This window comes from Zoogloea sp. (assembly GCF_030157465.1).
Taxonomy (GTDB): domain Bacteria; phylum Pseudomonadota; class Gammaproteobacteria; order Burkholderiales; family Rhodocyclaceae; genus Zoogloea.
This window is the reverse complement of the sequence record NZ_JAOAUU010000101.1, coordinates 1-13,654: the sequence shown is the minus strand read 5'-3', so window position 1 is coordinate 13,654 and position 13,654 is coordinate 1. Positions and strand designations below refer to the sequence as shown.

General features: G+C 61.6%; 10 protein-coding genes. 6 read left to right on the top strand and 4 right to left on the bottom strand.

Annotated elements, in window-relative coordinates; translation table 11 throughout:
• The first annotated feature begins 427 nt into the window (after positions 1-427).
• The 3 genes from Q1W26_RS12745 to Q1W26_RS12735 are packed head-to-tail and all read left to right on the top strand — an operon-like array spanning position 428 to position 3,056.
• Entirely contained in the window at positions 428-1,825 is a 1,398-nt protein-coding gene (locus Q1W26_RS12745; protein WP_300440668.1) for a DUF3696 domain-containing protein, read from the top strand.
• Entirely contained in the window at positions 1,822-2,352 is a 531-nt protein-coding gene (locus tag Q1W26_RS12740) for a hypothetical protein (RefSeq protein ID WP_300440666.1), read from the top strand. Before Q1W26_RS12745 ends, Q1W26_RS12740 begins: the two co-directional genes overlap by 4 nt.
• A gap of 5 nt (positions 2,353-2,357) precedes the next feature.
• The gene (locus tag Q1W26_RS12735; RefSeq protein WP_300440663.1) at positions 2,358-3,056 is read left to right on the top strand and encodes an RNA ligase family protein; all 699 of its coding nucleotides are present in this window, start codon (positions 2,358-2,360) and stop codon (positions 3,054-3,056) included.
• 358 nt (positions 3,057-3,414) lie between these two features.
• Here the strand turns inward: Q1W26_RS12735 and Q1W26_RS12730 are convergent, their stop codons facing one another.
• Positions 3,415-6,330, bottom strand: a complete 2,916-nt coding sequence (locus Q1W26_RS12730) for an MASE1 domain-containing protein (protein WP_300440660.1) — start codon at positions 6,328-6,330, stop codon at positions 3,415-3,417.
• A gap of 264 nt (positions 6,331-6,594) precedes the next feature.
• On the opposite strand from Q1W26_RS12730, the gene Q1W26_RS12725 reads away from it, so the two are divergent.
• A complete protein-coding gene (locus Q1W26_RS12725) occupies positions 6,595-7,041 on the top strand; it encodes an SRPBCC family protein (protein ID WP_300440657.1) in 447 nt (148 codons plus the stop codon).
• Positions 7,042-7,063: 22 nt separating this feature from the next.
• Here the strand turns inward: Q1W26_RS12725 and Q1W26_RS12720 are convergent, their stop codons facing one another.
• The 3 genes from Q1W26_RS12720 to Q1W26_RS12710 all read right to left on the bottom strand — a co-directional run bounded on the left by Q1W26_RS12720 (position 7,064) and on the right by Q1W26_RS12710 (position 11,833).
• Positions 7,064-7,696 carry a redoxin domain-containing protein gene (locus Q1W26_RS12720; protein ID WP_300440654.1) on the bottom strand — a complete coding sequence of 211 codons (633 nt, stop codon included), beginning with the start codon at positions 7,694-7,696 and terminating at the stop codon, positions 7,064-7,066.
• 5 nt (positions 7,697-7,701) lie between these two features.
• The gene (locus tag Q1W26_RS12715) at positions 7,702-9,867 is read right to left on the bottom strand and encodes a thioredoxin family protein (protein ID WP_300440651.1); all 2,166 of its coding nucleotides are present in this window, start codon (positions 9,865-9,867) and stop codon (positions 7,702-7,704) included.
• A gap of 649 nt (positions 9,868-10,516) precedes the next feature.
• Positions 10,517-11,833, bottom strand: a complete 1,317-nt coding sequence (locus Q1W26_RS12710; RefSeq protein WP_300440648.1) for a ferric reductase-like transmembrane domain-containing protein — start codon at positions 11,831-11,833, stop codon at positions 10,517-10,519.
• A gap of 415 nt (positions 11,834-12,248) precedes the next feature.
• On the opposite strand from Q1W26_RS12710, the gene Q1W26_RS12705 reads away from it, so the two are divergent.
• Positions 12,249-13,223 carry an SMP-30/gluconolactonase/LRE family protein gene (locus Q1W26_RS12705; RefSeq protein ID WP_300440644.1) on the top strand — a complete coding sequence of 325 codons (975 nt, stop codon included), beginning with the start codon at positions 12,249-12,251 and terminating at the stop codon, positions 13,221-13,223.
• 25 nt (positions 13,224-13,248) lie between these two features.
• Positions 13,249-13,654 (top strand): dienelactone hydrolase family protein (locus Q1W26_RS12700; RefSeq protein WP_300440641.1); only part of this gene is annotated, 406 nt, incomplete at its 3' end.

The following is a 13,654-nucleotide window of genomic DNA, read 5'->3' as shown; positions in this document are numbered from 1 at the left end:
GGCAGGGCTTTAACCCGTTGCACGTGGGGGCAGGCATCGGACAACCCTTAACCATAGCACTCCTTCGCAGCCTCTTGAACGGAAGTCCGTTTACCGCTTCCAAGCGGACAAAGCTAAGTGGTAGAGGCTCCAATCCGTCTAGAACTGTCGGGTCAATTCACCTAAAGGGAAACGCGCCCAAGAGTAAGAAAATGTATGAAATTTCATGTCACCAGTCTGGCTGTTGCAAAGGGAGCCGTCCCAAGCCACTATGCCGTCTTTCCAGCACATCGTCACAACCACAACACCACCACCTAGTGATTTTCAACGTGATGGGGGGTGGCCCTTGACCCCAGTTCTGACGAAGGCCTGCTGTTCGGTCACCGATTTCTCGGCGACCAGCAATCAGCCCTACGTAGGTCTAGTCCAAAATCGGAGCGTTACAACGATGCTGACTTCACTTCGCATCAAAAACTTTAAGGCCTGGAAAGACACCGGACCAATCCAGCTTGCCCCGCTTACCGTCATCTTTGGAGCTAATAGCTCGGGCAAGAGCAGTTTGGGCCATTTGCTTCTCGCACTGAAGCAAACAGTTCTGTCCGTCGATCGCAAACGCCCCCTCCATCTGGGGGATGAAAACGCATTGATCGATCTTGGCACCTTTACTGAATGCCTTCACAACCATGATCTTAAGAATGAGCTGCGCTTCAAACTAGGATGGCAAATTCCTGGAAAACGACTCGAAATTCGTGACCCATTGAGCCATACAAAATTTGTTGGTGACGAATTGCAGTTGGATGTCACTATCATCGCGGATGCAAAGGAGCAACCTCGAGTAAACCGCATGGAATATCACCTGCGGCAGAAAGATGCCACCACACTCTCTGTTGCCTATGTTCGCGATGAGAAAAACAAGCTTGAGATTCGCTCGAACCAGTACAAACTTGTTCGAAATTTGGGACGTGGCTGGCCCCTGGACGAACCGGATAAGTTTTATAGAATTTCCGACCAAAGCCGTGCCCGTTTCCAGAATGCCGATTTCCTCTCTGATTTTGCCTTACACACAGAAGCTGCGCTGAGTAGCGTCTATTACCTTGGTCCTTTGCGCGAACATCCAAAACGCATTTACTCTTGGTCAGGAGAAACGCCAGAGAGTGTCGGGCAGAAGGGTGAGTTTTCTGTCGCAGCCATTCTAGCTGCCAGCGCCCAAGATCGAAAACTTAATCGTGGCCCGAAAAAACATCAGTCCCGATTCGACGGATTTATTGCTCAATGGCTGAAGGACTTGGGAATTATTAGCAGTTTTTCGGTTAAACCTGTAGCCGAAGGCCGGAAGGAATACGAAGTTCTGGTCAAAGCCCACCCGACCTCCAGCGAAGTAAAAATCACAGATGTAGGCTTTGGAGTATCACAGGTATTGCCCGCACTGGTTCAGGCCTTCTACTGCCCACCGAACTCGACCATCTGGATGGAGCAACCAGAAATTCACTTGCACCCACAGGTACAAGCCGAACTGGCCGATGTCTTCATTTCCGCCACTCAGGCCCGCGAGAACGGCAAGGAACGCAATGTCCAATTAATCGTCGAAAGCCACTCCGAGCACTTCCTAAACCGACTACAACGTCGAGTCGCTGAAGGCACTGTGTCGCCTGAGGACGTGGCTGTTTATTTCTGCCGTCGGGCCGGTTCAGCCATTGAACTGGAGCCGCTACGCCTGAACGTATTGGGAGAGATTGAGAACTGGCCAGAGAATTTCTTTGGCGATGAAATGGCGGATATTTCTGCACGCACTATGGCGGCAATGCAGCATCTGATGAAGCAACGCGAGGAGATGGCTGAAAGATGAAGGCCGTCATCGATACCAATGTTCTGCTTGTCGCCAATCAATCGCACAAGGACATTTCACCTGACTGCGTTGAAGAATGCGTCCGTCGGCTGACAATGATCATGGCAGATGGTGTGACAGTCATTGATGATGATTTCCACATCATTTCGGAATACCTGCACAAAACACATCCGAATCAACCTAAGGGTGTGGGTGATGTGTTTCTGAAATGGTTGCTACGCAACCAGTCGAATCGGCGACATGTCGAGCAAGTATCCATTACTGAAATATCGGAAAACCACTTCCAGGAATTCCCCGATCCAACATTGGAAGCCATTTTTGATGCACCGGATCGGAAATTTGCAGCAGTCGCCCATGCACACCCAGAAAGACCCCCCGTTTGGCAGGCCGCGGATTGCAAGTGGATGGATTGGTGGCCAGCTTTGAAAGAGAAAGAGCTTTCGGTCGAGTTTCTGTGCAAAGCCGATGCAAGAAAGTTCTACCAGAAAAAATTTCCGGAAAAACCCTTGCCGCCCTTTCCTGATTAAACCCAATGACCGACTTCTTCCGCTTCCCTCACACCCCGCATATTGCCTGGCTGGCAACAGGCCAGCCGCGTGACGACAAGGTACTCTCCCCGGCGGAAGCAAAGGCGCTGCTGGCTGAAGAAGTGGTACTGGAAGAAAAGCTGGATGGGGCCAACCTCGGACTATCCCTCGCCCCCGATGGCTCGTTACGCGCCCAGAATCGTGGCCAATATCTGTGCGAACCGCACACCGGCCAGTTTTCCCGGCTGCCTGCCTGGCTGGCCCTGCATAGCGAAGCGATCGCCGCAGCCCTGAAGCCAACGTTGATGCTCTTCGGCGAATGGTGTGCCGCCCGACATTCGCTCGATTACAGCAGCCTGCCCGACTGGTTTTTGCTGTTCGATGTCTATGACCGTCAGGCGAGCAAGTTCTGGAGCAGCGTGCGACGTAATGCGCTGGCGGAAAAGCTTGGGCTTTTCACAGTGCCGGAGTTAGAGCGTGGCCATCAGACGCTGCCACTATTAAGAACGCGGGTGCAATACGACCACAGCCGTTTCCGTTCAGGACCGTTGGAAGGGATCATCATTCGCCAAGACTCAAAAGATTGGTGCCAGAACCGAGCGAAGTTGGTGCGCCAAGACTTTACCCAGACGATTTCCGAACACTGGCGCCGGCGTCAAATTGAATGGAACCAGCTTTCTGGGGTTGTCAGGCGTCCAGGGTGAACCCACTACACCAACCTTGCTGGAAAAAATCGGCAACGACAATGGCTTTGAACGTCTGCTTTCTGCCGCTACACATCAATCTAGCAAAGTCGCCTTCAGGTCTGGGGCCATCCTGGGCAGCTAACGAATTCTGCCATTGTTCACCATCAGCGGCTGAGGGGAAGGTAACCGGCGCATAGTTGCCCGATTCCCTGCAAAGGCTGACAGTCAGCTTCGGCCTACAACCCGTCGCTCAACAATTACCACCAGCCGCCCCAGTGCCACCGCAAGGCCAACCATCTACAAACCAAACCACTAATTCCAGCAATCCCCCTCAACCCAATCCGCCCACGGCCACAAGCCTTCTGCCAACCCGGAATCAAGCAGAAGGCGGCTGCAATGGACGAAGCCAGGCGAGCAGCGCGTAATAAAACTTTTCCGGCACCACCGGTTTTGAAAGAAAGTCGTTCATTCCCGCATCCATGCAGCGGGCCCGGTCTTCGCTGAAGGCGTTGGCGGTCATGGCGATGATGGGGACTGTCTGGCGGCCCGGAATCTGGCGGATCAGGCGTGTGGCGGTGACGCCGTCCATCTTGGGCATCTGCATGTCCATCAGGATCAGGTCGTAGGGTTTTGCCTTTGCCTTTTGCACGGCTTGAAGGTCGTTGTCGGCGGTGTCGATGATGAGGCCGGTTGTCGACAGCAGTTCCTGCGCAACAAGCTGGTTGATCGGTTCGTCTTCCACCAATAGAACCGACAGGCCTCTGCAGGTTTCGGTCAGCCGGGCTTCGGCGTCGACCGTGTCGGCAGAGGGCCGGTTGCCGCTGGTTTGCTCGCACATTTCCAGTCTTGCGGTGAACCAGAAGGTGCTGCCGACATTCGGGGTGCTGTTTACACCTGCTTCGCCGCCCATCAATACCGCCAGATATCTGGTGATGGCCAGCCCCAGGCTGGTTCCTCCGTATTCCCGCGTGGTGGAGCTGTCTGCCTGCTCGAAGGCCTCGAAAAGGCGCAGCCGGGCCTGCGGCGCAATGCCGATACCCGTGTCCTGGACTTCGAAGCGGAGCAGGAGGGTGGCGTCATCGCTCTCCAGGACGCGGGTGCGCAGCGTGATGCTGCCGCTTTCCGTGAACTTGATGGCGTTGTTGGCGTAGTTGAGCAGAGCCTGGGTCAGCCGGGTCGGGTCGCCCACCAGATGCCGCGGCACTTTCTCGGCTTCCACTCTCAGTTTCAAGCCCTGGGCCTGTGCCCTGGATGCAATGATGGACAAGACGTTGCTGAGCAGGACGTTCACTTCAAGTCGGGTTTTCTCCAGCGTCAATTTGCCAGCCTCGATTTTGGAGAGATCGAGAATGTCATTGATGACGCTGAGCAGATGGTCTGCCGATGCGTTGATGGTGCCAAGCCGCTCGGCTTGCTGTTCGGTCACGCCTTCACGGCGCAGCAGGTAGGCCATTCCGAGGATTGCGTTGAGCGGTGTGCGGATCTCGTGACTCATGTTGGCGAGGAAGACGCTCTTGGCATGGGTTGCCGCCTTGGCGGTATCCCGCTCCTGGCGGGTGCGCAGCATCTGGATGCCGAAGGACAGGTTCTGGACCAGTTCATCGAGCAGCTTGACCTCTTCCACTGCGAAGGCATTCGGCGCCCGCGCGTAGAGCGTGAGGGCGCCAATGGTGCGGCTCTCGCAGACGAGCGGCAGGCTGAGGCTCGACTGGAATCCGTGCTTGAGCGCAGCTTCGCGCCATGGGCGCAGGTTCGGGTTGCTCAGGACATCCTGATTGACGGTGGTTTTGCCCGTGCGGATGGCGGTGCCCGTCGGCCCCAGGCCCAGGGGGCTATCCCCATTCCAGGAGATGCGCACCCCGTCCAGATAACCGTTTTCAAAGCCCGACACCGCAACCGGGCGAACCGATTTCTGCTCATCGTTCTCGGGAACGCCAACCCACGCCATGACGTAGTCGCCGGAGGTGACCATCACGCGGCAGATGTCGGTGAGCAGCGCCGCTTCATCGGTGGCATGGACGAGCAGCAGGTTGCAGTCACTGAGCAGGCGCAGCGAGCGGTTGAGCCGCTGCATCTCGCGGTCGGCCCTTTTGCGCTCGGTCATGTCCCGGGTGACCTCGGAGAAGCCGATCAGGGCGCCGGAAGGGGCACGGAGCGCGGTGATGATGGAGTCGGCAAAAAAGCGCGAACCGTCCTTGCGAACATGCCAGTTCTCCTCTTCCGCGCGGCCGGTTTCTGCCGCCAGCTTCAACAGGGCTGCCGGTCGGCCCTTGGCCTGTTCCTCGGGCGTGTAGAACAGGGCGATCGAATGGCCCAGGATCTCTGCTGCGTCGTAACCTTTCAGGTGCTTCGAGCCGTCGTTCCACGACGCAACCCGGCCCTCGGGGTCGAGCATGATGATGGAGTAGTCCATGACGCTTGCGATCATCATCCGCAGGCCTTCTTCGCTCTTCAGGCGGATCTCGTCGGCGCGGTCACGTTCCGCTTTGAGTGCGGCCAGGGAAAGGCCTGTCAGCTGCGTGGTGGCGATATAGCTCCACAGCAGGATCAGGCCGAGTTGCGGGTTGTACAGATGAAACGCGCCCTGTCCGGAGGAGGCGCTCCAGGTGGCGACCATTGCAAAACCCAGACACGCGACAGCCGCGGCAACGATGCCAAAGTGCAATGCGGCCCAGGCAAACAAGGGCAGCGCGAGAAACGCCAGGGGAAGACGGAGCCCGGCCTCGCCGTAATGCACGACGAAGACCAGCCAGGCAATGAACCCTGCCACCAGAAACCACAGGGCCAGGCTTCGCTTCTTTCCGCCGAGCTGCGAAAGGGTGTTGCGGCTCAGGGGCAACAGCAAAGGCCCGGCCAGCAACAGGCCGACCACATCACCAACCCACCAGGTGAGCCACGCAACCGCCACGCCATCCAGCGTCAGCAATTTTGCAAGATAAAGGTTGAAGACGCCGCCCGTGGCCGAAACGAGCATGCCGACGGAACTGGCGACGATGAACGAAGCGACGTCGACCTGGCGATTGAAATCGCTGTCGAAATGAACCTGCCGCAACCAGTAGGCGGTCAGCAAGGGGGCGAGGGTGTTGCCGGTTGCGGTGCCAAAGGCGAGGGAAAAGGTCGAGCCGATGGCCCAATTGGCCAGAAACGCACCGATGGCGATGCCTGGCCACATGCCAAAGCCCCACCGCACAAGCGCGGCGACGGCGATGCCGGTAGGCAGCCAGATGAGCGTGATGTGTGAGCCGAAGTAGGGCAGCTTGAGGCCGAGCCAGCCGGTCGAAAAATACGCCACGGCCACAGCGCATATCTGAGCGAGCCGCGTCAATCGGACACCCGCATGACCGGTTTGGGTAAGTGTGACCAACAATGCTCTCCTCTCATCCACGGGCCCCGCCTCTTATTCACTATAGCCATGATTACTTCATGGTTAATGATGCTTGTCAAAAATGGTCATCGACATGATGGAGGTCCGTCAGTGAATAGGCGGTGAGGGCCTGGTTCGCGAAGTCTCCGCTTCTGGCACACTTGCCCGGCCAAACTTTCAGGAGAATTGATCATGCCGACAGGAACTGTCCGACTTCATCGTGTGCTGCGTGCCAAACCGGAGAAGATCTACCGGGCCTTCCTGAGCGCGGATGCGCTGTCGAAGTGGCTTCCGCCTTATGGCTTCACCTGCAAGGTGGAGCACCTGGATGCGAGGGTGGGCGGCACTTTCAGGATGTCCTTTGAAAACTTTTCCACCGGCAACGTGCACGCTTTTGGTGGTGAATATCTCGAGCTGGTGCCGGGCGAGCTGATTCGCTACACGGACGAGTTCGATGATCCGAACCTGCCCGGCGAGATTCAGGTAAGGGTTTCAATCAAGCCGGTCTTGTGCGGCTCGGAGCTGACGATTGTGCAGGAGGGCATCCCGGAGATCATTCCCGTCGAGATGTGCTATCTCGGCTGGCAGGAATCGCTGGCTCAATTGGAGAAGCTTGTCGAGCCAGAGATTCCGGGCTGATGCGTGGCATCGATTACTGCATTCAATCCGCGTATTTGATCGAGCACCCATACGGCTTGGTGCTGGCGTGGGCCAGCTTGCGGCCGGCGGCCAGATCGGCGAAGGCGAGCTTCACGTAATTGTCGGCCCTGGCGATGTCGGCTTTGCTGGCCGAGGGAATGCTGTCGATGCCGCCCTTGTACACGAGCTGCCCGGCGGGATCGACGATGAAGAGGTGGGGCGTGGTCTGGGCGCCGTAGGCCTTGCCGATCTTGCCGTCCGGGTCGAGAACGATGCCGCTGGGGGCTGCGTTGCGGAAACCGTTGATCTTGATCGCCGAGGGGCCGTCCACGTGGCCCTGCTTGTCGGGCGCGGATGAAATCACTTGCAGCCACACGGCGCCCTTGGCGGTGAATTCCTTTTGCAGCTGGGGAATGTTGCCGCTTTCGTAGTGTTTCACGACGAAGGGGCATTCGTGGTTGGTCCATTCGAGTACCACCGTCTTGCCCTTGAAGCTGGCGAGGCTGACGGGTTTGCCGTCGGCCCCTTGGGCGTTGAAAGCCGGTGCGGGCTGGCCGATTTCGGCGGCGGCGTGGGCGGCCGTGGCGGAGAAGAGGGGCAGGCTGGCGGCGGCGAGGCTCAGGACGGTGCGGCGCAGGGTGTTGGCATTCAGCATCGGTGCTATTCCTTGGCGAGGTGGGGGGATGACGGGGTTTGCAGGGCGGCGATGACGGTGGCAGGCGTGAGCAGCTGGGGCAGCACGCGGGCTTCTGTCTTGTCGCCGTCCGGGTAGAAGAGATAAAGCGGCACACCGCTGCGTCCGAAGTCGGCAAGGTGGGCGGAGATCTGCGGATCCTGGTTGGTCCAGTCACCTTTCAGATAGGTGATGCCGGCCTGGCGGAAGGCGGCGATGACCGACTCGTCGGACAGGGCGACCCGTTCGTTGGCAAGGCAGGTGATGCACCAGGCGGCGGTGAAGTTCACGAAGACGGGCTTGCCCTCGGCGCGCAGGGCGTCGAAGCGGGCCTTGCTGTAGGGCTCCCAGGTCTTGCCGGATACTTTGGTCGTTGCGGCCTGCGCGGCATCGGCAGCACCGGTACGGATGCCGATGTAGCCGCCAGCCAATGCCAGGCCCAGGGCAAGGGCCGCCAGACCACGGCTGCCGTGGCGGGCCAGGGGGCGAACGGCATGGCTGTTGGCATACAGCCATGCCGCGAAGGCAATGGCGAGCATGCCGCCCAGTGCGATGGCGATGGCGTTGGGCCCGGCCTGCTGGGCGAGCACCCACACCAGCCACACGGCGGCGCCATACATGGGGAAGGCGAGGAATTCCTTGAGACGCTCCATCCAGCGGCCCGGGCGCGGCAGCAGGCGCTGCAGGGCCGGCCAGAAGCTCAGCAGCAGGTAGGGCAATGCCAGCCCCAGTCCGAGGCTGAGGAACACCGCCAGCAACACCGGCCCCGGCTGGCCCAGGGCAAAGCCGAGGGCCGCACCCATGAAGGGGGCGGTGCACGGGGTGGCCACCACGGTGGCGAGCACGCCGGTGAAGAAGCTTCCGGTGTAGCCCGGCTTGTCGGCCAGCGCGGCGCCCACGCCGGCCGCCGACGCCCCCACGGTGAATGCGCCTGAAAGGCTGAGCCCGACGACGAACATCAGGTAGGCCACGCCCAGCACGAAGACCGGCGACTGGAACTGGAAACCCCAGCCCACCTCGCTGCCGCCGGCCTTGAGGGCGATCAGCACCCCGGCCAGCGCCAGGAAGCTGGCCAGCACGCCGGCGGTGTAGGCCAGGCCCTGGAGCCGGGTTCTGGCCGGCGACTGGTGCACGTGCTTGAGCAGGGACAGGGCCTTGATCGAGAGCACCGGGAAGACGCAGGGCATCAGGTTGAGGATCAGGCCGCCAAAGAGCGCAAAGAGCAGGGCTGCGCCGAGGGTGGGCTCAGCAGCGGGGGCTGCGGGCGTGGTGCCTGCGCCCGCCGGGGCGGCGGCGCTGCTGGCCTGGATGACATAGCCCTTGACGCTGTCCGGGCTCGACACCACGAGCACGCCGCCGAGGGTTTGCCCGGCCGGGAGCGGGTCGTCGTCGGGGGTGAGGCTGAGGTTCAGGCGGTCGCCCTCTATCTTTACGGGCTGGGCTGCGCCGTGGGCGATGCGGCCCCACTGGTCGGGGTAGAACCACACATCTGCAGCCTTGAGTGCGCCCAGGCCGGCGCCGCTCAGGCCCAGGTTAAGGCCGCTGGCCGTGCGGGTGAGTTCGGCCTGCCACGGCGAGGCGACCGGCAGGCGCGCCGCGGCCTGGGCGATGAGGGGGCTGCCGGGCTGGCGTGGGCTGCCCGCGGCAACGACGGGCAGATTCAATTCAAGCTCGACCTGCTGGGGGATGCAGGTTTCCTGGCAGACGAGCCAGTTCACCGTGGCCTTTACCGGAAACAGGGCGCCGGGGCGGGCGTTGGCGGGGATGTTCAGGGCGCTGAGAAGGGTGACTTCGTTTTCAAAGCCGTAATTGGTGATCGGCCCCATGGCGAAGCGGCCGGGGCTGGGCCACTGGATGTCACCGGCCGTGGCGCCTTCAGGCAGCGTCCAGGCGATGGTGGTGGCGAGCCCCGAATCCCCCGGATTCACCCAGTAGGTGTGCCAGTGGGGAATGATCTTCTGCTGCACGCCGAGCCGGATCTGCTCGCCGGGCTCTACGGCGCTCACCGACGCGACGAGTTCGGCCCGAACCTGCGGCGTGGAAGCCTGCGGGCCGGCGGCCATGCTGCCTGTGCTGCTCAGGGCAAGGCCGATACCGAGGGCAAGGGCTGGCAGCAGCCCCGGACGTGCGTGGGTTCGGGTGGTCGCGTGCATGTCGGGTTCCATCATTGCCGGGCAGGCGCTGGGGCCGCCCGGCCTTGAAGCGTGTCAGTGAAAGACTCGGCCTTGGCATGGGGTGGATTCACCTTCCATGCCCCGGCTTCTTATTCACGGACGAATTTTTCCCGATTGGCAATGAGATTCAGCCAACCGGCAGAGCGCGGAATCCAGAGGTTTTCGCACTCACTTATGGATTCCGGGTTCCGCTTTGCGGCTCCGGAATGACGAACTGAAGCTTCGTTTCATTAGCCCGGCCATAAACATCGACTACCTGTTCGCTCCAGGCTTGTCGACAGGCAGAGGCGACTTGTAGATACTGTTATCCCCGTCAAGCCCCGTGAAGCACGGGTAGGTCGGGTTAGCCCGCAGGGCGTAACCCGACACCAACATGAACATCGATGGGCACGTCCGATGTCGGGTTACGCTGCGCTAACCCGACCTACCCAAGCTGTGCCTTATTGTTGCGCCTCATTGATGTGCCTTTTGTAGGGGCGACTTCAGTCGCCCATCCGCGCGTTGAATCACAGGCACGCCTTTGATCGGAGTCCGCGGGCGACTGAAGTCGCCCCTCCGGCCCTGCAGTTTGCCGCCGCCCTTCGACACGCTCAGGGCGAGCGTTTTATCTGCGCGATGGCGGAGCGGCTCAGCGGAACGCGAACAGTTCCCGCTCGAATCGGACTGGCGGGGTGGTGCTGGCAACGGCCTTTTCCAGTGCCAGCCCCCAGCCTTCCGGCCCGCAGAACCACACGCTGCTGCCCGCCCTGGCGTGGCGCAGGATGTCGCGGGTGTCGAAGGGCCCCTGGGTGTCGGTGTAGCGCCGGTGCAGGCGCACCCCGGCCGCTTCGCACAGCGCCGGCAAGTTTGCCGGGTAGGAGTCGGCGTGCTCGGCGCGGGTGGCGTAGAAAAGGTCGATCGGGCGCCCGGTGCTTTCGCGCTGCCGGGCCAGCTCATCGAGACGGGCGAGGAAGGGGGTGATGCCGATGCCACCGGCGACCCAGATTTCCCCGCTGCCGGCTTTGTCCGCATCGAAGGTGAAGGCGCCGTAGGGGCCTTCGAGTTTCACCGCCTGGCCGATGGCGAGCCGTTCGGCCAGCTGACGGGTGTAGTCGCCGAGCCCCTTGATCGACAGCTTGAGGGTGCCGCTGGCCGGGTGCCAGGCATTGGCGAGGGTGAAGGGGTGGGCGCCTTCTGCGGTGTGGCCGAAATTGGCCAGCACGTGCTGGCCCGCCTTGTGGCCCGGCCATCCGGTGGGGCGGCAGTGCACTTCCAGCACGCCGTCGGCGTGGCGGCTCAGGCTTTCGATGTGGGCGACATGCTGCCGGCGGGCACCGATGCGGCCCGATAGCGACAGCACGGCCGGCACGACGCCGAGGGCCGCGACACACATCGTCAGCCAGCCTAGGGGCTGCTGCCAGAAGCTCGCCGGCATCAACATCAGGCCGTGGAAGGCGCCGGCGATGAAGACCAGCGGAAACAGCTTGTGCACCCAGCGGAAATAGCGGTAGGGGATGCGTTTGAGCAGCGCGATCAGCACCAGCGCCAGCAGGATGTAGCCGGCCCATTCACCCACGTCCTTGGCCAGGTCGATCCACACGTCCTCCGGCCCCTTGGGCGGGCGCGGGGCGCGCGCGGGGCGAACGACGAAGCCGGCCTTGGCCAGGTTCTTGGGCAGCCATTCGAGCATCCAGTGGGTGAACACGATCACCCCGGCGCCTATCCCGATGTTCTTGTGCAGGCGGTACAGGCGGTCGAGGCCGCCGAAGAAGGTCTCCAGCCGGGGCGACCGGGCGGCCAGCATCAGGCCGGCGCTCGCCCACCACAGGGCGAGGGTGCCGAACAGCGGGATCAGCGCGTGGCGCCAGTCCCACGGGTTCTTGGCCGAAAGGATGACATCGGGAAGGGTGAACGCGACCCAAAGCGCAAGGGGCAGGCCGGCGAGGAAGAAGAGAGGACGTTTCATGATGATGCGTTCCGGGTGATTCGGGCAGTGGTGCGAGGAATATGGACCATCGGGCTTAAGGCCAGCTTATCAACCCGTTGTGAGTTGATGCCGCAGCGAGGGCTGCCGGACGGCCCCTTGCCCGGTTCTCAACAGCGCAGTTGAAAAAGCAGCAGTTGCACAGGGCGGCTGCGGGCTTGGCAACAGCCGGAGCGTGTCTGGTAATGGTGTTCACCCTCTTGCCGACAGGGGAATCGCTTCTCGCCAAAGAAGGATTTGTCCCGATAAATCAATTGAATGGCGGAGTCGCCAGTGCACCCGCCGGAAAAAGCCCGCCTCCCGCGCGTGGGCTGGCACGCCGAATGCATTGAAAGGGTTGTGGATTGCCCAGGCTGATCCCGCCTCCTGCCCCCCTTTCGAACGCATCCGGATGACCATGAAACTCAAAGCCTCCGTCAAAGCCCTGGCCGCCATTGGCGCTGCCTTCATTACCGTGACCGCTGCCCACGCCCAGGAGGCCGTCACGCCCGCCGTTCCCGGCGTGGTCGAGGCCGGCACGAAGATCGAACTGATCAAGGATGGATTCAAGGGCACCGAAGGCCCCATCGCCGCGCCGGATGGCAGCGTGCTGTTCACCGAAAACCAGAACGACAGGATCATCCGCATTGCGCCGGATGGCAGCACCTCGGTCTTTTTGGCCGGCGCCAATGGCAGCAATTCGTTGGCCTACGCCCCCAACGGCGACCTGGTGAGCGTGCAGACGCTGGACGCCAGGGTTGGCGTGATCCAGCCCGCCGGCAACGCCCGCACGCTGGCCGCCAAGGTGGATGGCGGCCTCGGCTTTGGCCGGCCCAACGACCTGGTGGTGGACAAGAAGGGCAACGTCTACTTCACCGATTCCGGCGTCAATGCCAACGCCAACCCCAAGCCCGACCTGAGCAAGATCGCCAAGCCGGCGGTTTATCGCATCTCGCCGGAATTCGCCATCGAGCGGATCACCGCCGACATCACCCGCCCCAACGGCGTCCAGTTGAGCCCCGACGAGAAGGTGCTGTACGTGGCCAACACCGCGGGCGAGCACGTGCTGGCTTTCGACATCGCTGCCAACGGCAAGATCGGCCCGAAGCGCGATTTCGCCAGGCTGGAAGGTTTCCGCCATACCGAAAATGGCCCCACCAGCGGCGCCGACGGCCTGGCCGTGGATGCAGAAGGGCGGCTCTACGTGGCCTCCAACGCGGGCATCCAGGTGTTCACCCCCAAGGGCGAGGCGCTTGGCGTGATTCCGCTGCCCAAGCGGCCGCAGAACCTGGCCTTTGCCGGCCCGGACAAAAAGACGCTGTATGTGGTCGGCAGCGGTTCGGCCTGGCGCTTTCCGGTGCTGACCGCCGGTTACGCCGGCCGCGCCAAGTAAGCTGAAACGCTCCGGAGATTCGACCATGACCCGCAAGACTGCCGCTGATTTCGAACCGGAAGTGCTCACGCTGTTCGACAAGTACGTGCACGGCATCATTCCGCGCCGGGAGTTTCTCAAGAGCGCCACCAAGTACGCCGTGGCCGGGCTCACCGCAGAAGGCCTGCTCAATGCCCTCAGCCCGAAGTTTGCCGAAGCCCAGGAAGTGCAGGGTAACGATCCACGCATCAAGGCCAGCTACGTGGAATACCCGTCGCCCGGCGGCTACGGCACCCTGCGCGGCTACCTGGTGCAGCCGGCCGGTGCCGGCGGCAAGCTGCCGACCGTGCTGGTGGTGCATGAAAACCGCGGCCTCAATCCGCACATCGAGGACGTGACCCGTCGCCTGGCCCTGGACGGATTCATCGCCTTTGCGCCGGACGCGCTGTTTC